This is a genomic window from Halobaculum sp. EA56 (assembly GCF_051195075.1).
Lineage (GTDB): Archaea > Halobacteriota > Halobacteria > Halobacteriales > Haloferacaceae > Halobaculum.
Genome location: NZ_JBNTJX010000002.1, coordinates 86,253 through 110,968, shown reverse-complemented (window position 1 = coordinate 110,968; position 24,716 = coordinate 86,253). Strand labels below are relative to the sequence as shown.

Below are 24,716 nucleotides of genomic sequence, written 5' to 3'. Positions count from 1 at the left end.
CCGAAACGGCTACCCTCCCGGGGTCACACGTGCGGGTATGAGCGACACCGGATCCGACGACGAGGCGGGCGGCGAGGAGGCAGCGGTCGCCGGGGGCGACCGCGCGGCGGACGCGCGGGAGGTCCCGGACCCGATGGGCGAGGTGTACCGCGTGCTCGGTCCGGACGGCGAGGTCGTCGGCGAGGTCCCCGACCTCCCCGAGGAGACGCTGGTCGACATCTACCGCGACATGGTGACCGCGCGCCGCTTCGACGAGCGGGCGGTCAGCCTCCAGCGCCAGGGCCGGATCGGCACCTACGCCGCCATCGAGGGCCAGGAGGCCAGCTCCGTCGCCGCCACGCACGCCCTCCGCGACGACGACCCGGTGTTCTACCAGTACCGCGAGCACGGCGCGGTGATCGCCCGCGGGTTCCCCGCCGAGTACCTCGCCTACTGGATGGGCCACGAGGCGGGCACCGCCGGCCTCGCCGACATCGACGTGTTCCCGCTCAACATCGGCATCGGGGCGCACCTCCCCCACGCCGTCGGCGCGGCGATGGCGTTCGACTACCGCGGCGACGACCGGGTCGCGTGCGCCCACTTCGGCGACGGCGCCACCAGCGAGGGCGACTTCCACGAGGCGCTGAACTTCGCGGGCGTGTTCGACGCGCCGAGCGTGTTCGTCTGTCACAACAACCAGTGGGCCATCTCGGTCCCCCGGGAGGAGCAGACGGCGAGCCGGACGCTCGCACAGAAGGCCGAGGCGTACGGCTTCGAGGGCGTCCGCGTCGACGGGATGGACCCGCTGGCGGTGTACCGGGTCGTCGCGGAGGCGGCGCGGAAGGCGCGCGCCGCCGGCGGCAACGGCGACGGCGACGCTGACGGCGGGAGCGACGGGGACGCCGGCGGCCGCGGCTACGACCACCGGCCGACGCTGATCGAGACGGTGGAGTACCGCTTCGGCGCCCACACGACCGCCGACGACCCGAGCGTCTACCGCGACGACGGGGAGGCCGAGCCCTGGCGGGCGTGGGACCCGATCCCCCGCATGGAGGGGTTCCTCCGGCGCGAGGGGATCGCCGACGACGACCTGATCGAGTCGGTGCGCGAGGAGGCCGACGACCGTGTCGCCGAGGTCATCGACGCCGCCGAGCGCTTCGAGGCCGACCCCGCCGACATGTTCGCGGACGTGTACGCCGAGACGACGCCCGAACTGGACCGCCAGCGGGAGGGCCTGCTGGCGGCGATCGAGCGCCACGGCGAGGACGCGTTCCTGCGCGAGGAGTAGGGGAGGGCGAGGCGGGCCCGCGCCGGGACGCGACCCGTCGCGGTCGGTCGGGCCGTCGCGTCCCGAAACGACCATCAGGCGCCCGTCAGTTGATAGGGCTATTCGATGGTCAGTCTGCCGGACGTCTCCGTGAACTACCGGGTGAGCGTGGCCTACGTCGGGACCGTGCTCAAGTACATCGGCGTCACGCCGCTGTTCCCGCTGGCGCTCGCGCTCTACTACGCCGAGGACCCGCTCCCGTTCGTGGCGACCAGCGCCCTCATGCTCGTGACCGGGACCCTCATGGAGCAGGTCGGCGGCGACGGCGAACTGGGCAACCGCGAGGGGTTCCTGCTCGTCAGCCTCGCGTGGCTGCTCGTCCCCGCCGCGGGGGCCGTGCCGTACCTCGTCGCCGGGACGGGCACCGTCGCGAGTCCGGTGAACGCCCTCTTCGAGAGCATGAGCGGGTTCACGACGACGGGCGCGACCGTGCTCGGGGAGATATCGGTCGAGCGCCACGGGCGCGCGATGCTCATGTGGCGCCAGCTCACCCAGTGGCTCGGCGGGATGGGGATCCTGGTCCTGATGGTCGCGATCCTCCCGCAGCTGTCGGTGGGCGGGGCGCAGATCATACGCGAGGAGGCGCCGGGGTTGTCCCTGGAGAAGCTGACGCCGCGCATCCGGGAGACGGCCCGCGCGCTGTGGGGCATCTACGCCGGCTTCACGCTCCTGGCGGCGCTCGTGTACTACGTCCTCCACCTCGCGGGGGTCGCGCCGAACATGGACCTGTACAACGCGGTCGCCCACGCGCTCACGACGCTGCCCACCGGGGGCTTCTCGCCGGAGGCCCGGAGCGCCGAGGCGTTCGCGCCGGCGATCCAGTGGGCGATGATGCCGTTCATGGTCGTCGCGGGGACGAACTTCGCGCTGTTCTGGTACGTGTTTCGGGGGGAGCCTCGCCGGCTGGTCGAGAACGCCGAGTTCCGCGGGTACCTGCTCGCGATGGGCGCCGTCGGCGCGCTCGTCTCGGCGATGCTGTTCCTCGGCGTCGGCCTCGCCGAGACCCCGACGACCGTCGATCCGATCCCTGGCAACCCGGAGAACGCGCTCCGGCAGGGCCTCTTCCAGGTGATCGCGGTCGTCACCACGACGGGGTACGCGAGCATGGACTTCAACACGTGGGACGCCTCCGCGCAGACGATCCTGTTGTTCGCGTACTTCCTCGGGGGCTCGGCGGGCTCGGCGGCCGGCTCGATCAAGATCGTCCGCTGGGTGCTCGTTCGAAAGGAGATCGGGCGGGCGCTGTTCACCTCGGTTCACCCCGATGCCGTCAGGCCGATCCGGCTCGCCGAGGAGGTCGTCGACGACGACACCATCCGGGACGTGTTCGTGTTCATCGTCTTGTTCCTCCTGCTGTTCGTGCTCTCCACGGTCCTGCTGTACCTCGACAGCCTCCGGACGCCGGACGTCTCGTTGACCGGGTTGGAGGCGATGAGCGTCGCCATCGCGACGCTGGGGAACGTCGGGCCGGGATTCGGCCCCGTCGGACCGATGAACAGCTTCCTGGCGTTCTCGGTCCCGGCGAAGCTCTACATGGTGTTCCTGATGTGGATCGGCCGGCTCGAAGTGCTCTCGGTGCTGGTCGTGTTCACGCCGGCGTTCTGGCGGCGGTGAGGCCGGCGCCCGAACGCGCCGCCCGCGACCGCGTCGACGTCGAGTCGTCGCCCGGGTCGCCGGCCGGACCCCGCTCCATCCGGGGGTCCGGCAGCAACTGATTCGTAGGAGGCCCCGCAAGCGGGGGACAGTCCTCATGCCCTGGATGCCCTGGTCGTCGCGGACCGGCGACCTCTCGCGACGGAGCCGGCTCATCATCTACTACGTGATCGGGCTGGCCGCGCTCGTCCTGCTGTACACTGTCCTCTACAACACCGGAATGCGGGTGCTGGAGGGGCGGCCCCAGTCGATCTTCCGGTCGTTCCAGACGGTCACCGAGACGATGACGACGACGGGGTACGGCGCCGATTCGCCGTGGGAGACGCCGTGGATGAACCTGTTCATGGTGTTCATGCAGCTCAGCGGCATCGGCGTCGGGTTCTTCACGCTCCGGGTGATCATCATCCCGCTGTTCACCGGGGCGGAAGTCGACCTCGACAGCCGGCTCTCGCCGAAGAACGACCACGTCGTCATCTGCGAGTACGACCGCGACTCCGCCGTCCTCCTCGAGGAGCTCGAACAGCTCGGGATCGACTACGTGCTGGTCTCCTCGGACGAGGAGGAGGCGATCGACCTCTCGGACGAGGGCTACTCGGCGATCCACGGCTCGCCCCAGGAGACGAGCGCGTTCGAGCGCGCGAGCATCGGCGGCGCACGGGCGGTGATCACGGACGCTGGCGAGGCGAACGTGGACACGATCCTCACGGTCCGGTCGATCCGGTCGGACGTGGAGGTGATCGCCCTGACCGACGACAGCTCCCTGCGGGACGTGCTGCTGGCGACCGGCGCCGACAGCGTCCTCTCACCGCGTGCCGTCCTCGGCCAGCGCCTCGCGCGGAAGGCGATGTCGCTGTACACCTCGGAGCTCCACGACACGGTCGGCGTCGCCGAGGGGCTGGAGGTGACGGAGATCTCCGTGAGCCGCGACAGCGCGCTCGACGGCGTCAGCATCCGGAACTCGCGCATCCGGGAGCGGACCGGCGCCAACGTCGTGGGCGCGTGGATCGACGGCGAGCTCCAGCTCCCCCCGGACCCCGACGCGGTCATCAGCGCGAACACGGTGTTGCTGGTGTCCGGCGACCACGACGCGCTGGAGGAACTCGGGGAGACCGCCCGACCGGTCCGTCCGCGCAGCCGCGACGAGGGCGTCGTCGTCGCGGGGCTGGGCGAGGTGGGCCGCGCGGCGCTGTCCGTCGTCGAGGAGGAGGCCGGCGTGCCGACGACGACCGTCGACGTCGTCGAGGGGCCGGACGTCGACGTCGTCGGCGACGTGAGCTCCCGCGACACGCTCCGGGAGGCGGGCGTCGAGGACGCCGGGGTTATCCTCGTGTGCGTCCCGGACGACTCGACGGCGCTGCTCACGGCCGTGCTCGCGCGGTCACTGAACCCCGACGTCGAGATCCTCGTGCGGATGAGCGACGCGAAGGCGACGACGAAGGCGCTGCGCGCCGGCGCCGACTACGTGCTCTCGGTCCCCCGTATCAGCGCCCGGATGGTCGCCCGGGAACTCCGCGGCGAGGAGGTGCTCGGCGCCGGCAGCCAGATCCGGATCGACCGGGTGCCGGCGGAGCCGTTCGCGGGGCGGACGCTGGCCGAGAGCGGCATCTACGAGCGGACCGGCTGCCGCGTCATCGCCATCGAGCACGAGGGCGAACTCACCGTGAGTCTCGATCCGGACCGGACGATCGCGGCCGACGACCGGCTGGTGATCGTCGGGACCGACGAGGCCGTCCGGCGCTTCCTCACGCAGTTCGACGTGACGCCGCGACCGATGGAGGAGTAGCCCCGCTCGGCTCGCTGTCCCCCGCTCACCGGAGGTCGTCGCAGACGGCGCGGGCGGCCGTCCGGCCGCTCTCCATGGCCCCCTGGATCGACGACCACTCGGTGTAGTCGCCGGCGAGGTACACCGGCCCCTCGGGGTCGGTCACGTCCGGCAACCCCTCGTGGACGCCCGGCGGCTGGGCGAACTGGGCGAACTCGATCCGGTCGGTGTGGATCGGCTCCAGCCCCTCGAAGCTGCGCTCGGGGTACCACGCCGACAGCGCCTCGCGCGCGTCGGCGGCGAGGTCGTCGGCGTCGCGGAACCGGGCGTCGTCGCCGAGGAACGTCGCACACAGCAGTTGCTCGCCGTCGGGCGCGTACTCCGGCGCCACGTCCGAAAGCGGGACGACCACGTTCGGCGAGGGTTCGTCGCTGTTGAGCAGGATCTTCCGTCCCGTGGAGACGGGTGTCGAGTCCGGAAGGCGGTAGTACTGCGTCGTCGACGGGACGCCCTCCGTCGGGATCGCCTCCACGTCGGTCAACTCGCGCGCCGTCCGCGGGTCGGTGGCGACGACCGCGGCGTCGGCCTCGACGGCCCGCTCGGTCGTCTCGACGACGACGCCGTCGCTCCCGCCGGCCGGACCGTCGCCGGGACCGCCCGTGTCGTCGCGATCGACGCCCTCGACGCCCTCGCCGGTGACCACGGTCGCGCCGGCTTCCTCCGCGGCCTCCCGGAGTTGCTTCGCGACCGCGCCCATCCCCTCGGCGGGGACGCCGATCCGGCCCTCCGAGAGCGCGCGGAAGGTGTACGCGAACACGTGCTTGGAGGTAGACAGCGAGCGGTCGAGGGTGATCCCCCCGTAGAAGGGCGCCACGAAGTTCTCGACGTAGCGCTCGGAGAAGCCCCAGTCGCGGAGGTACGCGCGGATGCTCGCGTCCGGCCCCGAGAAGAACCACGACTCGTCGCGCGTCGAGAGGTCCTGTCGGAGGGCGAGCGTCCGGAGCTTGTCGGTCGTCGTCACGCGCCGGTTGAAGACGGACTCGACCAACGCGCGGGGGTCGCGAAGCGGGTCCGAGAGCACGCTCCGCGTGCCCTCGCCCGTCGAACAGATGACGGCGCCGGGGCGGAACTCCCGGAGGTCGAGCGCGTCCACGTCCAGTTCCCGCCGGACCGCCGGGTAGCCGGTGAACAGCACCTGGAAGCCGCGATCGAGGGTGAAGCCGTCCTCGTGGCGGGTGCGGACCCGGCCGCCCGCCTCCGAACGGCGCTCGTAGACGGTGACCTCCGCGCCCGCGTCGGCGAGGTGTCGGGCGGCGACCAGCCCCGCGAGGCCGGCGCCCGCGACGACGACGTTCGGCGAGTTCGACATACCCCGGCTTGGGCCCTCCGGCACAAAGGCGTACCCGGTCCCGTCCGGCGACCAGGGGGCTCAGTCGACGCCTCCGGTCGGCCGGCGAGCGCCACACCGAACCAGCACATCCATGCGGCGGCGGGCCCAAGCGCCGGCAGATGCAGACGACGGACGCGTTCGACGGCCTGTCGTGCACCGACTGCGGGGAGCCGTTCGGCGTCGACGAGCACGGCCGCTGTCCCGACTGCGGCGCGCCGCTGTCTCCGACGTACGACCTCGACGCGGTCGATCCTGCCGCGTTCGGCGACCGGTCGGGACCGGGACAGTACCGGTTCGGCGCGCTCCTTCCGTTCCCGGTCGACGCCGCGATCACCGCCGGCGAGGGCGACACCCCGCTCGTGCGGACGGACCGCCTCGCAGAGGAACTCGGCGTCGCCGCCGCGTTCGTGAAGGACGAGGGGCGCAACCCCACCGGCACCTTCGTCGACCGCGGGATGAGCCTCGCGGTGACCGCCGCCGCCGAGCGCGGCCGCGAGCCGCTCGCGCTGGCGGCCGCCGGCAACGCCGGACAGTCGGCGGCGGCGTACGCCGGCCGGACGGACCTCCGCTCGTACGCGTTCGTCCCCTCCAGGACCGCCTTCTCGAACAAGGCGATGGTGAACGTCCACGGCGGCGAGATGCGCGTGGTCGGCGGCCGGTACGGCGACGCGGCCGCCGCGGTCGACGAGCAACTGGCCGCCGAGTACCACTCCCTCCAGGAGTTCACGACGCCGTACCGCCACGACGGCGCGAAGACGCTCGCGTACGAACTGCTCGGCGCGGTCGACGGGTACGGGACCGGTGACGACGCCGACTCCGCCGACGGCGCCGCCCCGCTCCCGGACGCGGTCGTCCTCCCCGCGAGCACGGGCGAACTGGTCGTCGGCGTCGTCCGCGGGCTCCGCGACCTCGTCGCGCTCGGGCTCGCCGACGAGCTTCCTGACGTGTACGCCGTCCAGGCCGCCGGCTGTGCGCCCATCGCGACGGCTCACCGGTCGGACGCCGACCGGGTCGAGCCGTGGAACGGCCCCGACACGATCGTCGGCGAACTGGAGATCGAATCGCCCGCCGGCGGCGACCTCGCGCTCGCGGCGCTGGACGAGGCGGACGGCGACGCGCTCACGGTCGAGGACGACGACGCCCTGGAGAGCGCCGTCACGGTCGCTCAGAGCGAGGTGATCGAGGTCGGGGGCGCCGGCGGCGTCGCGCTCGCGGGCGCGTGGCACCTCGCCGGGACGGGCGACCTCGGCCGCGACGACGCGGTCGTGATCGTCAACCCCGACGCCGGCGTGAAGACGCCGGACGTGCTCCGCAGTCACCTGATGGGGAAGGGCATCTGACCGGAGAGGAAGCGGCCCGAGACGTGCCCCCGCCCGGGTATTCGAGCCGGTGATTATATCAGTTAGACTCGTCTAATCCCTCCCGACTGAATGTTGAGCGACGTGATGGAGGACTACCTGAAGGCTATCTACGTGCTCCAGTCCGAGGACGGGGCGCCGGTGTCCACGTCGGCGATCGCGGACCGACTCGGGAAGACGGCGCCGACGGTGACGAGCATGCTGGAGACGCTCGAGGACCGCGGGCTCGTCGAGCGCGAGAAGTACAAGGGGGCGGAGCTGACGGACGAGGGGCGGACGGTCGCGCTGGAGGTGATCCGGCACCACCGCCTGCTTGAGGCGTACCTCGCCGAGCACCTCGACTACTCCTGGAGCGAGGTCCACGAGGAGGCGGACGCGCTGGAACATCACATCAGCGAGGAGTTCGAGCGGCGCGTCGCCGCGGCGCTGGGCGACCCCTCGGTCGACCCCCACGGCGACCCCATCCCGGGCGCGGATCTGGAACCGCCCGCCGAGGACGACACCCGGCCGCTCACCGAGTTCGAGGTGGGCGACCGGGTCGTCATCGCGCGCGTCAGCGACCGGGACGACGAGGAGTTGGAGTACCTGGACCGCGCCGGGATCACCCCGGGGACGACCGTCGAGGTCCGTGACGTCGCCCCCTTCGGGATGGTGACGGTCACGGTCGACCCGGACGGCGCCGGGCGCGAACAGAGCCTCCCCGAGGCGATCGCGGCCGCCGTCCGGGTCAGGTCCGCCGAGGGCGCCGACGAGCGCGCCACGACCAACGGGGGGGTCGGCGGGGCATGAGCGGGTACTGGGAGATCGTCGTCGTGGCGGCGGTCGCACAGCTCGCGGTCCTCCCCGGCGAGAAGGTGCAGTTCATCATCGCCGGGCTCTCGACGCGCTACCGCCCGTCGGTGGTCGTCGCGGCCGCGGGCGCCGCCTTCGCCGGCTGGACGGCCCTGGAGATCGCCTTCGGCGCCGCCCTTCAGTCGATACTGTCGGCGGCGCTGCTCGACGCGTTCACCGCGGTCATGTTCCTCGCGTTCGCCGTGCTGCTCGTCCGGTCGGCGCCGGAGTCCGGCGCCGGACCGCACGCCGCCGAGCCCGACGGGGGGCAGGTGCTCTCGGGCGTCGACGGGAGCGTCAGCCTGTTCGGCCGGGAGATATCCGGGCGGGTCGGGAGCTTCCTCTCCATCTTCGCGATGATGGCCGCCGGCGAGTTCGGCGACAAGACCCAGCTGATCACCATCGGCCTCGCCGCCCAGTACGGTGCCACGTCCGCGATCTGGGTGGGGGAGATGGCCGCGGTCATCCCCGTGAGCCTGGCGAACGCGTACGTGTTCCACCGGTTCAGCCACCGCTTCGACGTGCGGAAGGCCCACCTCGCGGGCGCGGCGCTGTTCGCGTTCTTCGGGCTCGACACGGTGCTGTCGCTGGTCACCGGGTTCTCGATCTGGGAGACCCTCGTCGGCGCGGTGTCGAACGCGGTGCTCGCGCTGGTGTGAGGTCGCCCCGGGGCCGCGACCTCCGACGCGCCGCCGCCCGAAACCGCGGCGTTATTCACGGCCGGGCGCCCCGATCGGGGTAGTGTCCGCGCTCGCGTCGCTGCTCGCCGGCGTCGTCTTCGGCCTCGCGTTGGCCGCGCCGCCCGGCCCGATGAACGCCGTCATCGCCGAGGAGAGCGTGCTCCGCGGGTGGTCGGCCGGCTTCCGGGCCGGCCTGGGCGCCGCCACCGCCGACGGGATCTTCTTCCTGCTCGCGCTCGTCGGCGTCGTCGGCTTCCTCGACCGGGCGCCGCTCGTCCGCGGCGTCATGGTGGGCGCCGGCGGCGTCCTCATGCTGTACTACGCGTACGGCGCCGCCCGCGCGGTCCGCGGCTCGTTCCTCGGCGTCGAGGCGGCCGTCGAGGAGGGCGAGTCCGCGGGCTTCCGGAAGGCGCTGGCGCTGGCGCTGGCGAACCCGTATCAGGTGCTGTTCTGGCTCACAGTCGGCGTCGGCCTGCTGGAGCCCGGCCGGATCGACGTGTTCGCCGTCGCGGAGGTTCCCGCCCTCGCCGGCGGGCTGATCGTCGAGACGGGGAGCCCCACGCTGCTCGTCGGCTTCTTCGCCGGCATCGGGCTGTGGATAACTGCGTTCCCCGGCGCGTTGGTCGCCGCCCGCCGCCGGGTGGAGGCGCTCGCGCCCGCCGTCGCCGCGCTGTCCGCGCTGCTGTTGGCCGGCTTCGGTGTCGTCTTCCTGGCCGACGCGGCAGGCACGCTCGGCCCGCTCGCGGAGGCGGCGTTCGCCGATCTCGCGTCCGGATAGGCGGCTAGGGGCAGACAGGCGACGGCGCGCGTCGGGAGCGTCCCCCTCTCGAACTGGTCGCTCCCGTCCTCCGACGCGTGCCGCCGCACACCCGCGCCCGCGCCGGAGCGGTCATCAGGTCACGCGGGCGACTGGCCCCGGGATCCGACTTCAACCCTCGGCGGGACGGGCGACCGGAGCGCCGGCCGCGTCGGCGGGGCGACGCCGGGGACCCGCACCGGCGACACGACAACGCCTTTGTGCCCCGGTCGGAACCGGGAGGGTATGTTCGCGAAGTCGACGTGGATCAAGCTCCCGCGGAACGTCCTCGTCGGGCACGGCGTCCTCGACGACGTCGGGACGGCCGTCGCGGAGCTGTCGCTGTCCGGCACACCCCTGCTCGTCACCTCGCCGACGCCGAACGACCTCGCGGGCGACCGGGTGCGCGCGCAGTTCGACGGCGTGGAGACCGTGACCGTCGAGTCGGCCGGCTTCGAGTCCGTCGCACGGGTGGTCGAGGCCGCGGAGGCCGCCGAGGCGACGTTCCTGGTCGCGCTCGGGGGCGGCAAGCCGATCGACCTCGCGAAGATGGCCGCCGACGAGCTCGGGGTGGGGTTCGTCTCCGTCCCCACCGCCGCGAGCCACGACGGCATCGTCTCCGGCCGCTCGTCGATCCCCGAGGGGGACACCCGCCATTCGGTCGCGGCCGACCCGCCGCTGGCGGTCATCGCCGACACGGAGATCATGGCGAACGCGCCCTGGGACCTCACGACCGCCGGCTGCGCCGACATCATCTCCAACTACACCGCCGTCAAGGACTGGCGGCTCGCCCGCCGGCTGAAGAACGTCGAGTACAGCGAGTACGCCGGCGCGCTCTCGGAGATGACCGCCGAGATGCTCGTGGACAACGCCGACTCGATCAAGCAGGGGCTCGAGGAGTCGTCGTGGATCGTCTCGAAGGCGCTCGTCTCCTCGGGCGTCGCGATGTCGATCGCCGGCTCCTCGCGGCCCGCCTCGGGCGCCGAGCACCTGTTCTCCCACCAGCTCGACCGCGTCGCCGAGTCGCCGGCGCTGCACGGCCATCAGGTGGGCGTCGGCTCCATCCTCACGGAGTACCTCCACACCGGCGAGACCGGCCAGTGGCGCGCCATCCGCGACGCCCTGAAGGCGATCGGCGCGCCGACGACAGCCGGCGAGTTGGGGATCGACGGCGAGACCGTGATCGAGGCGCTGACGACCGCACACGGCATCCGCGACCGCTACACCATCCTCGGCGACGGCGTCAACCGCGACGCCGCGACCGAGGTCGCGACGTTCACGGGCGTCATCTAGGGCGCACCGGCCGGGTCGCCCCGGCGAGCCGACCGCCGTCCGCTCCCGACATCCGGTCAGTCGTCGCCGCGGGCCGCCGGAGCCGGCGGCGCGTCGGGGGTCGCGTCCGGGTCGGTCGCCCCCGGGGACTCGCGCCGGTCTCGCTCGTCCAGCCGCCGGAGCCGCTCGCGCAGCGGCGGGTGCATCGACAGCGCCGCGAGCGCCCGCCGGAGCCGACCGCCCGCGGGGGCGGTCCGCCCGAGGTGGCCGGCGGCGGCGAGGCGGGCGAGCGCGTCCCGGAAGTCGCCGCCGGCGTGTCTCGCGGCGTCCGCGTCGGCGTCGAATTCGCTCCAGCGGGCGACGCGCACCGAGAGGTACGCCAGCGGCACCGCGAGCGCCGCGCCGACGAGCAGGCCCGCGCGGCCGAACAGCGTCGCGTCGACTGCCCACGCGACGGCGTACGCGCAGGGGATCCCGAGCCTGATCGGCACGTGGCCGCGCGCGAGGTGGGCGTGCTCGTGGCGGACGACCGCGGCGACGCCCTCGGCGTCGAGTTCCCGGAGGAGGCCGGTCGAGACGAACACCCGGCCGTGGCCGGCGGTCAGCCCCGCGGCGTACGCGAGCACCCGCCCGTCGCGACGGAGGACGCCGACGCGCTCGACCGGGACGCCGACGCGCTCGACCGCGCGGGCGACCTCCTCGGGCAGGGGCTCGGGACGCTCCGAGCGGGCGACGACGGCGGGCGCGAGGCGGACGCCGAGGAGGCCGACGGCGATGAGCGCCCACAGCTCCCACCAGTCGACGGCCCACGAGAGGGCCGCGCCGAGCAGCGCGGGGAGGGTCACACCGACGGGTTCGCGTCGGAGCGTGTAGGCCTTTCCCCGCCGAGGACCGACGGCGACCCGCTACAGCGGGTACTCCGCCACCTCGGGGTACAGCAGGTCGTCCGGGTGGTCGTGGACCCAGCGGACCTCGGCGATCTCGCCCTCGCGGGGCCTCGGATCCCCGCCGGCGTAGTCGGCGTCGAAGGCCGCGATCAGTCGGAACAGGGTCGGCCGATCGGGCGCCTCCACGGCCACCCGATGGAGCATCACCAGTCCGCCGAGGTCGATCTCGACGCCCGTCTCCTCGCGGGTCTCCCGGACGGCCGTCTCCGCGAGCGACTCCCCGGGTTCCTGCTTGCCGCCGGGTTCGGACCAGCCGTCCTCGTCGACGTGGCGGACGAGGAGCGCGGCGCCGTCGGCGCGGCGGACCCACGCGCCCGCGCCGCCGAGGGTGTCCGCCTCGAAGCGGGTCCGGTCGCGGTCCCACTCGGCCGGCGTCACCTCCCAGCGGGGCTCGGCGACCGGGCACTCGCCCCACTCGTCGCGGAGGCGGGCGACCGCGGCGTCGACCGCCTCGCGCGAGGCGTCGGTGACCATGCGACCCGGGGCGGGCGCGGGCAAGAAAACGCCTCCGGCCTGAGGCAGCCCGACCGTTCGGCGCGCGAACCCGAAGACGCAAGGCGTCGCCGGTCCAAGCCCCGGCAATGGCAACAGCGGACGCGAGCGGTCCCGTGGGGACGGTGAAGGAGTACCCGCGCGCCACGGTCGCGGTGGTGTCGGTCGTCGGCTACGCGCTGGTGATCGGGACGTTCGCCGGCGTCGTCCCGGACTCGGTGTTCCCGACGCTGACGCAGGCGGAGGTGAACGTCCTGAGCCACGCTATCGCCGCGGTCAACACCGTGACGACGGTGCTGCTCGTGCTCGGCTGGCGCTGGATCCGCCGCGGGGAGGTCCGCAAGCACGCCGCCGCGATGAGCGCGTCCTTCGGGCTGATCATGGTGTTCCTCGTGATGTACCTCGCCAAGGTGGGCGGCGGCCCGGGCGAGAAGCACATCGTGATCCGCGAGACGGCGTTCCTCGGCGCGTACGCGGGCGCCGTCGAGGCCGCCTACCTCGCGATGCTCGCGGTCCACATCCTGCTGTCGGTGCTGACGGTCCCGGTGGTCCTGTACGCCGTCGTGCTCGGGTGGACCCACACGCCCGAGGAGTTGCGCACGGAGACGCCCCACAGGCGGGTCGGTCGGTGGGCCGCGGGGACGTGGATCGTCTCGCTCACGCTCGGCGTCGTGACGTACGTCCTGCTCAACTGGGTGTACGCCTTCGAGTTCGTCCGGGTGGCGCGGTAGCGGCGGGGTCGACGGACCGACCGACCGCCAGCCGGACGCGCGACTGCCGGTCGCGCCGGCCGCCTCCCGAACCTCTTTGCCCGGACACGCGCACCGGGCGGGCGTGACGGACCTCACGGAGCGGACCGACTGGATCGGCGAGACGTTCACGAGCGACGCCGGCTGGGACCTGCTGGAGGACCTCGTCGACGTGGGCAACCGCATGGCCGGCCAGCCCGGCGAGCGCGAGGGGCTCGAACTCGTCCGCGACGCGCTCGCCGAGGCGGGCTGTCGCGACGCCCGCATCGAGGAGTTCGACCTCCAGGGGTGGGTCCGCGGCGACGCCGGGATCGCGGACGGCGTCCGACGGGAGCCGTGCATCGCGCTCCCGCGGTCGCCGGCGGGGGAGGCGACCGCGGAGTTCGTCGACCTGGGCCACGGCCTCCCCTCGGACTTCGAGGAGGGCGACGTCGCGGGCAACGTCGTGATGGTGTCCACGGACGTGCCCGACGACTTCGACCGGTTCGTCCACCGCCGGGAGAAGTACTACTACGCCGTCGAGCACGGCGCCGCCGCGTTCGTCTTCCGAAACCACGTCGAGGGGTGTCTCCCCCCGACCGGCTCCGTCGGCACCGAGGACGACCCCATCGGGCAGATCCCCGCGGTCGGCGTCTCGGCGGAGGTCGGCGCGCGCCTCGCGCGCCGGGCGGAGGGCGACTCGGTCACCGTCTCGGTCGACTGCGAGACGCCCGACGCCACGAGCGGCAACGCGATGGCCGAGTTGGGTCCGGACACGGAGGAGGAGGTGCTCGTCTCCTCGCACGTCGACGCCCACGACATCGCGGAGGGCGCGATGGACAACGGCGCCGGGACCGCCACGATCGTCGAGGTGGCGAACGCGCTCGCCGCCGTCGAGGACGAACTCGACACCCGCGTCCGGTTCGTCGCCTACGGCGCCGAGGAGGTCGGCCTCGTCGGCTCCTCGGTCGAGGCCGACCGGGCGGACCGCGAGGCGATCGAGGCGATCGTGAACGTCGACTCCAACGTCTTCGGGCGGACGCTGTCGCTGTCGACGCACGGCTTCGACGACCTGACCGCCGCCGCCGACCGCCTCGCGGACCGGTTCGACCACCCGGTGTCGACGAGCGAGGAGCAGGTGCCCCACAGCGACCACTGGCCGTTCGTGATCCACGGCGTTCCGGGGTACATGGTCTCCGGCGAGACCGAGGGTCGCGGGCGCGGCTGGGGCCACACCGAGGCCGACACCCTGGAGAAACTGGAGCCGCGGAACCTCCGCGAGCAGGCGATCCTCCTGACGGCGCTCGTGGCCGATCTGGCGGACGAGGGAACCGCGGTCGCCCGCCGCGACCCGAGCGAGATCGCGGCCGCGCTGGAGGCGGAGGACCAGGCGGCCGGCATGAAGGTGATCGGCGACTGGCCCTACGACGACGACGGCGCCGTCGCGGAGTAGTCGCCGTCGGCCGGTCGGGGCGCCGCAGCCGACCCGGGAACCGCCGTCGGCTCGACCGCCGCCCGAGACCCCGTCGGTTAAGTCGGCACCACGTCTACCCCGCCACCATGAGCGACTTCCGCGCGGCGCTCGTCGGCGACGACGGCACGCTCCGCGAGGCGGTCGAGGCCGCCGGCGGCGCGGTCGTCGCCGCCGACGCCGACCCGGACGCGGTCGTCACCCTCGGCGAGTCCGCGCTGGTCGAGACGGCGCTGTCGGGACCGGCGGCGCCGGTGCTTCCGGTCGCCGCCGGGGTGGGTCGCTACGCCGTCCCGAAGGTCGACGCCGACGCCGTGCTGTCGGAGGCGGCCGCCGGCGAGCGGCGGACGGCCTCGCACGCGACCCTGCGCGTCTCCGTCGGCGGCGAGCCCCGCGAGCGGGCGCTGCTGGACGCGACGCTGATGACCGTCGAGCCGGCTCGCATCTCCGAGTACGCCGTGCGCACGGGCGACGGGACGGTCGAGCGGTTCCGCGCGGACGGCGTCGTCGTCGCCACGCCCGCGGGGTCGACCGGCTACGCGCGCGCCGCCGGCGGGGCCGTCCTCGCGCCCGGCACCGGGCTGTCGGTCGTCCCGGTGTCGCCGTTCGCGACCCGGAGCGACACGTGGGTGGTCGACGACGGGACGGTCCTGCGGGTGGAGCGCGACGAGTGCGACGTGCGCCTGATCGTCGACGGCGCGGTCGCCGGCGTCGTGCCGCCCGAGACGGACATCGAGGTCGCCGTCGACGGGCACGTCCCGTTCGTGCGCACCCCCGGGATGGCCCGCTCCGAGTGAGGCGGGGCCGCGACCGCCGCCCGCCCGCGGCGCCGCACGGGATTGGAAAGCTTCTAATGAGTCGTGGACCGATTTCCCCCCATGTTACCGTCACCGCTGGAGTTCCTCGTCCCCCTCGGGGCGCTGGAGTCCGTGGCGGGGGTGTTGCCGTTCCTCATCCTCGCGGTCGTGCTGGTCAACGTCGTCACGCGCCTGCTCGCCCAGAAGAGCTTCGAGCGCGCGGCCGCCGAGGGCGACGACGACGAGGAGCTCAGCCGGTACCTCCCGCACGAGGTCGTGAACGTCCTGCTGGTCGTGCTCTCGTTCGCGTTCATGGTCGTCCACCCCCACGGCGGGATGGTGCTGTCGGTCCTCGTGCTCGGGATGGTCATCTCGGACTTCTTCGAGTACGAGTCCCGCCGCGTCGAGGCTCGCAACGACATGGAGGTCGACAAGCCCAAGAGCGCCATCGTCGCCTCCGGGCTCGTCATCGCGTACGCTTCCTACCAGGCGCTGTTCTTCCTCGTCGAGCCGATCTGGAACTCCATCGTCTGAGCGTCCCGTCGGTCGTCCCCCGGACGGCCGGGACGCCAACGGTTTTCCCCCCGCTGTCGCTGGACTCCCCATGGCCAGCTACGACGCCGCGCTGTTCGTCGGCGGCACCCGCTTCATCGGCCGCCACACCGTCGAGGCGTTCCTCGACGGCGGCTACGACGTGACGACGCTCACCCGCGGCGAGCACGACGACCCGTTCGCGGACCGGGACGGGGTGGAGAACCGGACCGGCGACCGAACCGTCCGCGCGGACCTGGCGGCCGCCCGCGACGCGGTCGACCCGGACGTCGTCGTCGACCTCGTCGGCCTCCACCCCGGCGAGGTGCGCGAGGCGACCGACGTGTTCGCCGACGCGCGCTACGTGTACGTCTCCTCGGGGTCGGCCTACGTCCCCGGCGACGTGCCGATGCGCGAGGACCACACCCCGTTGCACCCGTGCGACCCCGAGCAGGAGGACGACGACTCCGCCGAGACGTACGGCCCGCGGAAGGCCGAGTGCGACCGCGCCGTCTTCGCGGCCGCCGCCGACGGCGTCGAGGCGATGGCCGTCCGGCCGATGCTCGTTCAGGGCCCCCACGACTACACCGAGCGCTTCGGCTACTGGGTGAACCGCGTCGCGGAACACGACGAGGTGCTCGTGCCCGGCGACGGCGGCTCGCTCCTCCACCGGGTGTACGTGGCGGACCTCGCGGACGCCCTCCTGCTCGTCGCCGAGGAGGGCGAGCCCGGCGAGGCGTACAACGCGGCCGACCGGACGGCGTACTCGCTGGACCGGTCGCTGGAGCTGATCGCGGACGCGCTCGATACGGAGGTGAAGCCGGTCCACGCGAGCGAGCGCGAACTCGCCGCCCACGACGTCGACCCGGGGGACGTCCCGCTGTACGCGCCCTCGCCGATGCTCGCGTCGACGGGGAAGCTCGCGGCGCTCGGGTGGGAGCCGACGCCGCCGGCGGAGTCCGTGGCCGAGACCGCCCTCGCGCACGTCGAGGCGGGCGTGACCGGCCCGGAGGATTCGCTCGACCGGGCGAGCGAGGAGGCGGCGATCGAGGCGCTGACCGAGTAGCCGGGGGCGGGACGGCGTCGCGGCGACCGGGAGATCCCGGCGGGGCGGGCCGACACCGCGTCCTATTTCCACCGGCGCGCGCGAGACCCCGCCATGGCAGACTCCGCGCTGGTCATCGGGGGCACGCGCTTCATCGGGCGACACGTCGTCGAGGACCTGCTCGACCACGGCTACGAGGTGACGATCTTCAACCGGGGGACCCACGAGAACCCGTTCGCCGACCGCGAGGGCGTCGCGCACGTCGAGGGCGACCGCCGCGACGACACGGACCTGAGGGCGGCGAAGCTCTCGGTGGAGCCCGATGTCGTGATCGACTGCGTCGCCTACTACCCGGAGGACGTTCGCGTCGCCACGGACCTGTTCGCCGACGTGGACGGCTACGTGTACGTCTCCTCGGGGTCGGCCTACGGCGTCGAGGAGATCCCCAAACGCGAGGGCGAGACACCGCTGTGCCCGTGTACGCCCGAGCAGGCGACCGACGACTCCCACGGGACGTACGGCAACCGGAAGGCCGAGGGCGACCGCGCCGTCTTCGAGGCCGCCGAGGCGGGCGTGAACGCGATGAGCGTTCGCCCCTGCATCGTATACGGCCCGCACGACTACACCGAACGGCTCGACTACTGGATCGACCGCGTGCTGACGCACGACCGCGTCGTCGTCCCCGGCGACGGCCAGAACCTCTGGCACCGCGCGTACGTCGAGGACGTGGCGAGCGCGCTGCGGATCGTCGCCGAGGAGGGGACCCCCGGCGAGGCGTACAACGTCGGCGACCGCACGCTGGTCACGATGGAGGGGACGGTCGACCTGATCGCCGAGGCGGCAGACACCGAGGTCGAGGTCGTCCACGCGGGCGAGCGCGAACTCGCGGCGGCCGACCTCTCGCCCGACGACTTCGTCCTCTACCGCGACTACCCGCACGTCCTCGACACGAACGAGCTCTCGTCGCTCGGCTGGGAGTCGACGCCGCTCCCGGAGGCGATGGAGCGGACCGTCGCGGACCACCGCGAGAGCGACCGCGACGGGAGCGAGCACGACCCCGGCCGCGAGGCGGAGGAGCGCGTGCTCGGCGTGCTCGACACGCTCTGAGGGTCGGCTCCCGCCGACCCCGCTCGGGCGGGACCCGGCGCGGCCGGCCCCGGGTTCGCTCGCCGGTCAGTCCTCGTCGGCGCCGTATCGGGCGTGGTCCATCCCGGCCACCTCGTCCTCCAGCCACTCGCGGAACCACTTCACGCGCTTGATGCGCTCGTGGGCGATGGACTCGGCGGTGTCGCTCTCGACGCGCGAGGCGTGCTCGCGCCCGCGCTCCAGCACGCGCTGGACCATCTCGGCGGCGTCCATGTGGGTGCGCGCCTCGTAGCCCATCCGCAGGAGCATGAGGGCGGTGCCGTTGGCGCCGACCTTGTCGAGCAGGTCCGCCTCGATCAGGCATCTGGTCTCCAGCGACAGGTCCGACAGCGGACCCTGGTAGGAGTGGTCCTCGACGGAGGCACACACCGCCGAGACGAACGACTCGGGGTAGTCGCCGTGCGTCTCGAGGTACTGGCGGGCGACGCGGGCGCCCTCCTCGGCGTGGACGTCCTGGTCGGCCTCCAGCTTCGCCACGTCGTGGAACAGCGCGGCGACGCGCACCACGTCGGCGTCGGCGCCCTCCTTGGCGGCGATGCGCTCGGCGATGTCGACGACGTTGCGGATGTGGTTGAAGCGGTACTCGGCGGAGTGCCAGGGGTACCACCGCATCCGCCCGCCGTCGTCCTCGCTCTCGACGGAGGCGGCGAGGTACTCGCGGACGAAGTGTTCCATCTCCGCGAACTCCTCGTCGGTGACGCGCGAGCCCTTTATTTCGACACCCACGGGACCCACCTCCGGTGCAGAACTGTTCGGGAAGCGACGGACGATTGTCTCATTACGGAACGATACGGCCTGTTTCGTCCTTAGTCGTTACGACACCCCGGTTCGCCCGTGGGCGCGCGGATCGGGGCGCCCGAGCGGCCCGGTCCCGTCCCGTGGAGGCGTCGCCGTCGGTCGTGTGGCGCCGTCCCCGCGGCGTCCGCCGGGTCGCCAACCGATAAGTGGGCCCGGCGGCTCCCTCCCGGTATGACCGAGCAGGCCTACCTCGAGGACAGCACCGTCGCCTCCTTCGAGGCGACCGTCGAGCGCGCGCTCGACGACCGGGTGGTACTCGACCGCACCCACTTCTACCCGACCGGCGGCGGCCAGCCGAACGACACGGGGGCCCTCGCGGTCGTCGACGACGACGCGGGTGTCGGCCCGACCGGCGACGGTCCCGCCGACGGCGCCGCCGCGGGCGAGGAGTTCGCCGTCACCGACGTGGAGAAGACGGACACGGTGTACCACCACCTGGACGGCGCGGCGCCGCCGGCGGGGACCCGCGTCCGGGGCGAACTCGACTGGGACCGCCGGTACGCCCACATGCGCTATCACACCGCACAGCACCTCCTGTCGGCGGTGCTGCTGGAGGAGTTCGGCGCCCGGACCGTCGGAAACCAGCTGTACGCCGACCGCGCCCGCCTCGACGCCGAGCACCCGAAGTTCTCCGAGACGGACCTCGCGGACGTGGAGGCGCGCATGAACGCCCTCGTCGACGACGGCCTCCCCGTCCGCCACTACACTATGGACCGCCAGGTCGCGGAGGCCGAACTAGACACCGAGCGCACTCGGATCGACCTGCTCCCGGACTCGATCACGGAGCTGCGGATCGTGGAGGTCGGCGACGAGGACGACCCGTTCGACCGTACCGCCTGCGCCGGCACGCACGTCGGCGCCACCGACGAGATCGGCGAGGTGACGGTGACGGGGCGGACGACACAGGGCGGCGACAGGGAGCGCGTCGAGTTCACGCTCTCGGGGACATGAGCGACGAGGCGACCCGGGACGCCGACGTGCCCGCCCCCGAGCCCGACGAGGTCCGACAGGTCGTCCCCCGCGACGCGATCCCGGCTGTCGACGACCCCGCGTTCGTCCCCCCGGGGGAGTACGACGGCGACGCCGACGACGAGGTCGTCGCGGTCGCGGTCGACGGCGACGCCCGGGCCTACCCCGTGCGCTACCTCCACTACCACGAGGTCGTCAACGACGAGGTGGGCGGGCGGCCGGTCGCGGTGACGTGGTGCCCGCTGTGCGGGTCGGCCGTCGTCTACGACCGCCGGGTCGCCGACCGGACGCTGTCGTTCGGCGTCTCCGGGAAGCTCGCGGACGACGACCTCGTGCTGTACGACCGCGAGACCGACTCCGAGTGGAAGCAGTCGGCGGGCGTCGGCATCGACGGCGACCTGGCCGGGGAACGGCTCGACCCGGTGGCGGCGCCGCTGTTCCCGCTCTCGCGCTTCCGCGAGCGCCACCCCGACGGCGTCGTGCTGGCGCCGCCGGGCGGCGAGAGCGAGGCCGCCGGCGACGGCGACGACCCGGCGACCATCGACTACGAGGAGGACCCCTACGAGGGGTACGTCGCGGCCGAGGGGTTCGGGCTGGCCGCCCACCGCGGCGACGGGACCGAGCGTCGCGGGTGGCCCGTCGACCGGCTCGACCCGAAGGCGGTCGTGTGCGGGCTGGAACTGGACGGCGACGCCGTCGGGGTGCCCCGTCCGGTCGTCGCGGAGGCGGGGGGCGTCGTGACCCTCCGCGTCGGCGGCGTCGACGCCGTCGTCCTCGCGGCCGACGAGGCGGGGATCCACGCCTTCCGCGACCCCGGGTTCGACTGGGACCCGGCCGCCGACGGCGTCCGCGGCGGCGGCGTCCTGTGGGACCCTGCGACGGGGGAAGCCGTCGACCGGAGCGACGCCGGCGACGACGCCGAGGTCGGCGCCGACGGGTCGCCCCCGGGCGGCACCCTCGACCGGCTCCCGGCGCGGCGGCTGTTCGCGTTCGCCTGGGTCGACGACCACGGCGTCGAGTCGCTGTACCGGGGCTGAGCCGTCCGCGGCCCGTCCTCCGGTTTCAGGCGTGATATTCGGGTGAGAACCTATATACCGTGTTTCGGTCTACCCGAAGGCAGCGGCAAAGGGAGTGCGGACGAACCAGGACATGCTCAGACCGAGCGACTACGACCCGAAGGAGTTGCGAGCGTTGACGGGAGCGGCGGCGCCGACGCACGCCGACGGGGAACCGGACCGGTGGACGGAGCCGGACGACTTCCTCGGCCGAGCGGACGCGCGCGTGCGGGCGGCGCAGGTGGAGGACGCCTTTCTCCTTCAGGCAGCGGCCGGCGGCGCGAGCAGGCCCTACCTCCCGAGCCTCCCGGGCTCGGTGGTGGGAACCCGGCTCGCGCTCGACTGGCTCCGCTACCTCGTCGGCGTCGGCGGGCGCGAACGCGCCCGCGAGGCGCTCGCCTTCTACCGGGACGTGGAGTGGCTCGACGAGTCCGTCGAGGACGCCCTCGTGGCGCACCTCGAGGCCTTCGACGACACCGAGGGGCAGCGACTCGATATCGGCCACCACCGCACGAGCCTGCTGTTCGTCGCCCGCCTCGCCGCGCTCCGATAGACCCATGGCAGCAGAATCCGAATCCGCAGACGACGACAGTTTCGAGTCCAGCAACCCGACCCCGATCGGCGTCAAACTCGGCTCCACGCGCACGGTCCTCCGGTACCCGGAGGACGACGAGAGCGAGGAGCTGACGACGGTGCGGACGCTCACGTGTCTCGCCACCTACGAGGACGCCATCACGGGCGAGGAGAAGGCCCTGTTCGGGGAGCAGGCCGCAGCCGAGTACCCCGACCGCGTCGAGTACATGCTCCGGTCGGGCCTCCCCGAGGACGACGAGCGCGCGGAGCTGGCCGACCGGTTCTTCCGCGAACTGCTCGCGGCCAACGGCGTCCCCGCCGACTCGGCGGTCGTGTACGCCGTCCCGACGATGGAGAACGACGACGGGCTGGAGAACCTCACCGAGGTCATCGAGTCCTCGAACATCGGCGCCCACACGATGCGGGCGTACCCCGAATCGCTCTGTGGCGCCATCCCGGCGATGGGCGACGGCGTCGAGGCCGTCGACGACGTGTTCGTCTCCGTGAACATGGGGTCGACCAACCTCGAGGCGTGCGCCTACCGCCGCGGCGACCAGCTCGTGCCGTTCTCCACCGGCTCGGTCACCGGCAACGACGTGGACCGTCGCATCGTCGCCAACGTCGAGGAGGAGACGCAGGGACGCGTCCACGTCGACCTGACGACGGCCCGTGAGTACAAGGAGGAGCACGGCGACGTCGGGAACTTCGAGCCGTTCTCGGACGTGATCCAGCAGCCCGGCGGCGGCTCCCACGAGTTCACCATCGAGCACTCGGTCGTCGACGCGCTCGACTGGTATCTCGACGCCGCGGTGAACGAGGTCGCCAACGAGTTCCTCCCCGAACTCGCCAACGACTACATGAAGGTGTACCAGCTCTCCCTGGGCAACGACATCGCCGTCACCGGCGGGATGGCGTGCATCCCCGGCCTCCCCGAGGAGTTCGAGCGCCGGCTCAGCGCGGAGCTCGACCGCGACGTGAACGTGGTCGTGCCCGACGAGCCCGACCTCGCGGCCGCCGAGGGCGCCCGGCGCATCGCCGAGCGCCTCGCCGGGCAGTAACCCGGGATGGGCGGCTTCGACTTCGGCAGCGACGACGACGGCGGGGCCGACACGGCCGTGTCGCCGGCCGACCCGGAGCCGCTCCCCGACCTCGATTCTCACACGGACGCGCACGCGCCCACGCACGACGGCGTCGAGGCGCGCCTCGACGCGCTGTTGCACGCAGACGAGGAGGAGCGCGCGAGCCTCCCCGTCGCGAACGGCCACCTCGTCGCGACCGACCGGCGCGTGCTCGCGTACGCCCCCGAGGCGGACGACCGGGCCACCCTCCGGGACGTCCACCGCGTCAACGTCGCGGACGTGTCGCTGTCGTCGACGGGCACCGACTGGCTGGTCCGTCCGATCGCGTACACGGTGATCGGCGGACTCGCGATGGTGATCGGCGGCTCGGTCGTCTCCTTCGATGCGATGGGCGCGAGCATGCCCGACTCCGCCGGCGCGACGGGCGTCGGCGGCCTCCTCTCGCTGATCGGCGGCGTCCTCTCGGTGCTCTCGCTCGTCGACGACGCCCTGCGCGTCGTCGGCGCGCTCGCCCTGCTGCTCGGGGCGGCGCTTCTGGGGGCGTACGCGTACACCCGCGGGAGCGAGGTGGTCGTCGAGACGGAGGGCGAGGCCGACACCCTCCGGGTCGACGCCGGCGAGGCCGACGCCGACGCCGTCGGGACCTTCCGCGCCGACGCGGGGCTCGGGGACGCGGGAGCGGGGAAGAACTGGGGCGGACTGTTCGACAGGTAGCCCGGCGGCGGCGCGGTCGCCGCCGCGGTATCGCCGTGCGGTCGGGTCGGGAGCCGGCTACAGTTCGCCGAGCTTGCGGAGGAGCTGGCCGCGGTAGCGCTCGTCGGCGGTGACGCCCTTCACCTCGAGGACGTTGCGCTCCAGTTTGTCGAGCGCGACGTGGAAGGCGTGCTCGGCGCCGTAGCCCTCGCCGGAGCCGCCGACCTGGCCGTGGGTGGTGCGCAGCCGGATCTGCGCCTGGATGAGCGGCGTGCCGCGGAGCTTCTCCTTGTGCTCGTGGAAGCGGACGTGCGCGTGGAGCACGCGCATCTCCTGGTACTTGTCGGACACCTGGCCGATGGAGTTGCGGATGTCCTCGCGCGAGAGCGTGTCGAGCAGGCCGACGTTCGTCACCTGCACGTCCATCGCGTCCTCCTCGGTGAACGTGAGCGCGCGGAGGACGTCCGTCTTGGTGAGCACGCCCGCGACGAGGTCGTCGCGCTCCTCGGGCGTGACCACGAGGCCGCTCACGTCGTTGTCCATCATCAGTTCGACGGCCTCGCGCACGGACTCCGAGCCCGTGACGGTGAACACCGGCGAGGACATCATGTCGTACACCGGGAGGTCGAGCATCCGGTCGAGGTCGCCGCGCCGGTCGCCGCGGCCCTGGCGTTCGGCGTCGCGGACGACGAAGTCCACGATGTCGTGGGTGGTGAGGATCCCCGCCAGCCGGCCGTCGTCGTTGACGACCGGGAGCCGGGAGATGCCGTTCTCGCGGAGGCGGTTGATCGCCTGGCCGACGTGGGCGTCCTCGGGGACGGTGACGACGTCGGCGGTGTAGATGTCCTCGACCGTCAGCGCGTCGAGGTTGTCGAGGACGGCCGAGAGGATGGCGTCGACGGTGACGATCCCGTACAGCTTCTCGCCCTGGTAGACGGGGGCCACCTTCACGTTCCCCTCGACCAGCACGCGCGCGACCTCGCGCACGTCCTCGGTGCGGGACACCTCCGGGGCGGCCTTCATCAGCGCCGCCGCCCGGGTGTCGTCGTCGACGCGGGAGTTGATCAGCTCCCGTTCGCCGATGACGCCCGCGTACTCGCCGTCGTCCATCACGATGATACCCTTCGGGTTCTCGCGGTCGAAGAGGGAGCGGATCTTCCCGAGTCGTTCGTCCGCGTCGACCTCGACGAACTCCGGCACGGCGATGTCTTCGATGTCCATAACTCCGATACGGGGGTACGATCCCCCGTGTATTGAAGCTTGGTTCGGTTCCCGGCTCCCGGAGGTATGCCATGGTATAGCAAACCAATACCGGTTTTCGGAGGATAGAGCGCCCCTTCCGGT

At 72.8% G+C, this 24,716-nt stretch carries 24 protein-coding genes; 19 read left to right on the top strand and 5 right to left on the bottom strand.

What is annotated here, in order from left to right:
- The first annotated feature begins 37 nt into the window (after positions 1–37).
- The 3 genes from ACQUQ1_RS03700 (at position 38) to ACQUQ1_RS03690 (ending at position 4,742) form a co-directional block, all read left to right on the top strand.
- On the top strand, positions 38–1,267 hold the full coding sequence (locus ACQUQ1_RS03700) for a thiamine pyrophosphate-dependent dehydrogenase E1 component subunit alpha (RefSeq protein ID WP_435062919.1): 1,230 nt from the start codon (positions 38–40) through the stop codon (positions 1,265–1,267).
- A gap of 105 nt (positions 1,268–1,372) precedes the next feature.
- Positions 1,373–2,920: a TrkH family potassium uptake protein gene (locus ACQUQ1_RS03695; RefSeq protein ID WP_435062918.1), complete on the top strand. Its 1,548-nt coding sequence runs from the start codon at positions 1,373–1,375 to the stop codon at positions 2,918–2,920.
- Between the two features lie 136 nt (positions 2,921–3,056).
- Positions 3,057–4,742: a potassium channel family protein gene (locus ACQUQ1_RS03690; RefSeq protein ID WP_435062917.1), complete on the top strand. Its 1,686-nt coding sequence runs from the start codon at positions 3,057–3,059 to the stop codon at positions 4,740–4,742.
- A gap of 25 nt (positions 4,743–4,767) precedes the next feature.
- On the opposite strand, the gene ACQUQ1_RS03685 is transcribed toward ACQUQ1_RS03690, so the two are convergent.
- On the bottom strand, positions 4,768–6,090 hold the full coding sequence (locus tag ACQUQ1_RS03685; RefSeq protein WP_435062916.1) for an NAD(P)/FAD-dependent oxidoreductase: 1,323 nt from the start codon (positions 6,088–6,090) through the stop codon (positions 4,768–4,770).
- Between the two features lie 140 nt (positions 6,091–6,230).
- Between ACQUQ1_RS03685 and ACQUQ1_RS03680 the strand changes: the two genes are divergently transcribed.
- From ACQUQ1_RS03680 to ACQUQ1_RS03660, 5 genes are all read left to right on the top strand, one after another.
- Positions 6,231–7,451 (top strand): threonine synthase, encoded by a 1,221-nt coding sequence (locus tag ACQUQ1_RS03680; RefSeq protein WP_435062915.1) that lies wholly within the window; start codon positions 6,231–6,233, stop codon positions 7,449–7,451.
- A gap of 90 nt (positions 7,452–7,541) precedes the next feature.
- Positions 7,542–8,258 carry a metal-dependent transcriptional regulator gene (locus ACQUQ1_RS03675; protein ID WP_435062914.1) on the top strand — a complete coding sequence of 239 codons (717 nt, stop codon included), beginning with the start codon at positions 7,542–7,544 and terminating at the stop codon, positions 8,256–8,258.
- Positions 8,255–8,959: a TMEM165/GDT1 family protein gene (locus tag ACQUQ1_RS03670; protein WP_435062913.1), complete on the top strand. Its 705-nt coding sequence runs from the start codon at positions 8,255–8,257 to the stop codon at positions 8,957–8,959. The genes ACQUQ1_RS03675 and ACQUQ1_RS03670 overlap by 4 nt, the downstream gene beginning before the upstream one ends.
- Positions 8,960–9,041: 82 nt before the next feature.
- Positions 9,042–9,758, top strand: a complete 717-nt coding sequence (locus ACQUQ1_RS03665; RefSeq protein WP_435062912.1) for a LysE family transporter — start codon at positions 9,042–9,044, stop codon at positions 9,756–9,758.
- A gap of 264 nt (positions 9,759–10,022) precedes the next feature.
- A complete protein-coding gene (locus ACQUQ1_RS03660; RefSeq protein WP_435062911.1) occupies positions 10,023–11,069 on the top strand; it encodes an NAD(P)-dependent glycerol-1-phosphate dehydrogenase in 1,047 nt (348 codons plus the stop codon).
- A gap of 56 nt (positions 11,070–11,125) precedes the next feature.
- Here the strand turns inward: ACQUQ1_RS03660 and ACQUQ1_RS03655 are convergent, their stop codons facing one another.
- Positions 11,126–11,893, bottom strand: a complete 768-nt coding sequence (locus ACQUQ1_RS03655) for a M48 family metalloprotease (protein ID WP_435062910.1) — start codon at positions 11,891–11,893, stop codon at positions 11,126–11,128.
- A gap of 60 nt (positions 11,894–11,953) precedes the next feature.
- Positions 11,954–12,469: an NUDIX domain-containing protein gene (locus ACQUQ1_RS03650; RefSeq protein ID WP_435062909.1), complete on the bottom strand. Its 516-nt coding sequence runs from the start codon at positions 12,467–12,469 to the stop codon at positions 11,954–11,956.
- Between the two features lie 107 nt (positions 12,470–12,576).
- On the opposite strand from ACQUQ1_RS03650, the gene ACQUQ1_RS03645 reads away from it, so the two are divergent.
- The 6 genes from ACQUQ1_RS03645 (at position 12,577) to ACQUQ1_RS03620 (ending at position 18,166) form a co-directional block, all read left to right on the top strand.
- A complete protein-coding gene (locus ACQUQ1_RS03645) occupies positions 12,577–13,218 on the top strand; it encodes a DUF420 domain-containing protein (RefSeq protein WP_435062908.1) in 642 nt (213 codons plus the stop codon).
- Positions 13,219–13,321: 103 nt separating this feature from the next.
- A complete protein-coding gene (locus tag ACQUQ1_RS03640) occupies positions 13,322–14,668 on the top strand; it encodes a M28 family peptidase (protein ID WP_435062907.1) in 1,347 nt (448 codons plus the stop codon).
- 107 nt (positions 14,669–14,775) lie between these two features.
- Positions 14,776–15,483 carry a hypothetical protein gene (locus ACQUQ1_RS03635; protein ID WP_435062906.1) on the top strand — a complete coding sequence of 236 codons (708 nt, stop codon included), beginning with the start codon at positions 14,776–14,778 and terminating at the stop codon, positions 15,481–15,483.
- 81 nt (positions 15,484–15,564) lie between these two features.
- The gene (locus tag ACQUQ1_RS03630) at positions 15,565–16,017 is read left to right on the top strand and encodes a DUF7313 family protein (RefSeq protein WP_435062905.1); all 453 of its coding nucleotides are present in this window, start codon (positions 15,565–15,567) and stop codon (positions 16,015–16,017) included.
- Positions 16,018–16,087: 70 nt separating this feature from the next.
- A complete protein-coding gene (locus ACQUQ1_RS03625; RefSeq protein ID WP_435062904.1) occupies positions 16,088–17,080 on the top strand; it encodes an NAD-dependent epimerase/dehydratase family protein in 993 nt (330 codons plus the stop codon).
- Between the two features lie 93 nt (positions 17,081–17,173).
- On the top strand, positions 17,174–18,166 hold the full coding sequence (locus ACQUQ1_RS03620) for an NAD-dependent epimerase/dehydratase family protein (RefSeq protein ID WP_435062903.1): 993 nt from the start codon (positions 17,174–17,176) through the stop codon (positions 18,164–18,166).
- Between the two features lie 66 nt (positions 18,167–18,232).
- Here ACQUQ1_RS03620 and ACQUQ1_RS03615 read toward each other — a convergent pair whose 3' ends face one another.
- Positions 18,233–18,931 carry an HD domain-containing protein gene (locus ACQUQ1_RS03615; protein WP_435062902.1) on the bottom strand — a complete coding sequence of 233 codons (699 nt, stop codon included), beginning with the start codon at positions 18,929–18,931 and terminating at the stop codon, positions 18,233–18,235.
- Positions 18,932–19,174: 243 nt separating this feature from the next.
- On the opposite strand from ACQUQ1_RS03615, the gene ACQUQ1_RS03610 reads away from it, so the two are divergent.
- The 5 genes from ACQUQ1_RS03610 (at position 19,175) to ACQUQ1_RS03590 (ending at position 23,393) form a co-directional block, all read left to right on the top strand.
- Positions 19,175–19,954 carry an alanyl-tRNA editing protein gene (locus ACQUQ1_RS03610; protein ID WP_435062901.1) on the top strand — a complete coding sequence of 260 codons (780 nt, stop codon included), beginning with the start codon at positions 19,175–19,177 and terminating at the stop codon, positions 19,952–19,954.
- Positions 19,951–21,009, top strand: a complete 1,059-nt coding sequence (locus ACQUQ1_RS03605) for a DUF3179 domain-containing protein (protein WP_435062900.1) — start codon at positions 19,951–19,953, stop codon at positions 21,007–21,009. Before ACQUQ1_RS03610 ends, ACQUQ1_RS03605 begins: the two co-directional genes overlap by 4 nt.
- A 112-nt stretch (positions 21,010–21,121) precedes the next feature.
- Entirely contained in the window at positions 21,122–21,580 is a 459-nt protein-coding gene (locus tag ACQUQ1_RS03600) for a FlaD/FlaE family flagellar protein (protein WP_435062899.1), read from the top strand.
- 4 nt (positions 21,581–21,584) lie between these two features.
- Complete coding sequence (locus tag ACQUQ1_RS03595; protein ID WP_435062898.1) at positions 21,585–22,658, top strand: hypothetical protein; 1,074 nt, start codon at positions 21,585–21,587, stop codon at positions 22,656–22,658.
- A 6-nt stretch (positions 22,659–22,664) separates the two neighbouring features.
- Entirely contained in the window at positions 22,665–23,393 is a 729-nt protein-coding gene (locus ACQUQ1_RS03590) for a hypothetical protein (RefSeq protein WP_435062897.1), read from the top strand.
- Positions 23,394–23,450: 57 nt separating this feature from the next.
- Here the strand turns inward: ACQUQ1_RS03590 and ACQUQ1_RS03585 are convergent, their stop codons facing one another.
- The gene (locus ACQUQ1_RS03585; RefSeq protein ID WP_435062896.1) at positions 23,451–24,593 is read right to left on the bottom strand and encodes a CBS domain-containing protein; all 1,143 of its coding nucleotides are present in this window, start codon (positions 24,591–24,593) and stop codon (positions 23,451–23,453) included.
- Positions 24,594–24,716: the final 123 nt, after the last annotated feature.

Bases quoted from the DNA above. Each gene is read 5' to 3' on its own strand.
- ACQUQ1_RS03700 (WP_435062919.1), top strand. From the start codon at position 38: ATGAGCGACACCGGATCCGACGACGAGGCGGGCGGCGAGGAGGCAGCG.
- ACQUQ1_RS03695 (WP_435062918.1), top strand. From the start codon at position 1,373: ATGGTCAGTCTGCCGGACGTCTCCGTGAACTACCGGGTGAGCGTGGCC.
- ACQUQ1_RS03690 (WP_435062917.1), top strand. From the start codon at position 3,057: ATGCCCTGGATGCCCTGGTCGTCGCGGACCGGCGACCTCTCGCGACGG.
- ACQUQ1_RS03685 (WP_435062916.1), bottom strand. From the start codon at position 6,090: ATGTCGAACTCGCCGAACGTCGTCGTCGCGGGCGCCGGCCTCGCGGGG.
- ACQUQ1_RS03680 (WP_435062915.1), top strand. From the start codon at position 6,231: ATGCAGACGACGGACGCGTTCGACGGCCTGTCGTGCACCGACTGCGGG.
- ACQUQ1_RS03675 (WP_435062914.1), top strand. From the start codon at position 7,542: ATGTTGAGCGACGTGATGGAGGACTACCTGAAGGCTATCTACGTGCTC.
- ACQUQ1_RS03670 (WP_435062913.1), top strand. From the start codon at position 8,255: ATGAGCGGGTACTGGGAGATCGTCGTCGTGGCGGCGGTCGCACAGCTC.
- ACQUQ1_RS03660 (WP_435062911.1), top strand. From the start codon at position 10,023: ATGTTCGCGAAGTCGACGTGGATCAAGCTCCCGCGGAACGTCCTCGTC.
- ACQUQ1_RS03650 (WP_435062909.1), bottom strand. From the start codon at position 12,469: ATGGTCACCGACGCCTCGCGCGAGGCGGTCGACGCCGCGGTCGCCCGC.
- ACQUQ1_RS03645 (WP_435062908.1), top strand. From the start codon at position 12,577: ATGGCAACAGCGGACGCGAGCGGTCCCGTGGGGACGGTGAAGGAGTAC.
- ACQUQ1_RS03635 (WP_435062906.1), top strand. From the start codon at position 14,776: ATGAGCGACTTCCGCGCGGCGCTCGTCGGCGACGACGGCACGCTCCGC.
- ACQUQ1_RS03630 (WP_435062905.1), top strand. From the start codon at position 15,565: ATGTTACCGTCACCGCTGGAGTTCCTCGTCCCCCTCGGGGCGCTGGAG.
- ACQUQ1_RS03625 (WP_435062904.1), top strand. From the start codon at position 16,088: ATGGCCAGCTACGACGCCGCGCTGTTCGTCGGCGGCACCCGCTTCATC.
- ACQUQ1_RS03620 (WP_435062903.1), top strand. From the start codon at position 17,174: ATGGCAGACTCCGCGCTGGTCATCGGGGGCACGCGCTTCATCGGGCGA.
- ACQUQ1_RS03610 (WP_435062901.1), top strand. From the start codon at position 19,175: ATGACCGAGCAGGCCTACCTCGAGGACAGCACCGTCGCCTCCTTCGAG.
- ACQUQ1_RS03605 (WP_435062900.1), top strand. From the start codon at position 19,951: ATGAGCGACGAGGCGACCCGGGACGCCGACGTGCCCGCCCCCGAGCCC.
- ACQUQ1_RS03600 (WP_435062899.1), top strand. From the start codon at position 21,122: ATGCTCAGACCGAGCGACTACGACCCGAAGGAGTTGCGAGCGTTGACG.
- ACQUQ1_RS03595 (WP_435062898.1), top strand. From the start codon at position 21,585: ATGGCAGCAGAATCCGAATCCGCAGACGACGACAGTTTCGAGTCCAGC.
- ACQUQ1_RS03590 (WP_435062897.1), top strand. From the start codon at position 22,665: ATGGGCGGCTTCGACTTCGGCAGCGACGACGACGGCGGGGCCGACACG.
- ACQUQ1_RS03585 (WP_435062896.1), bottom strand. From the start codon at position 24,593: ATGGACATCGAAGACATCGCCGTGCCGGAGTTCGTCGAGGTCGACGCG.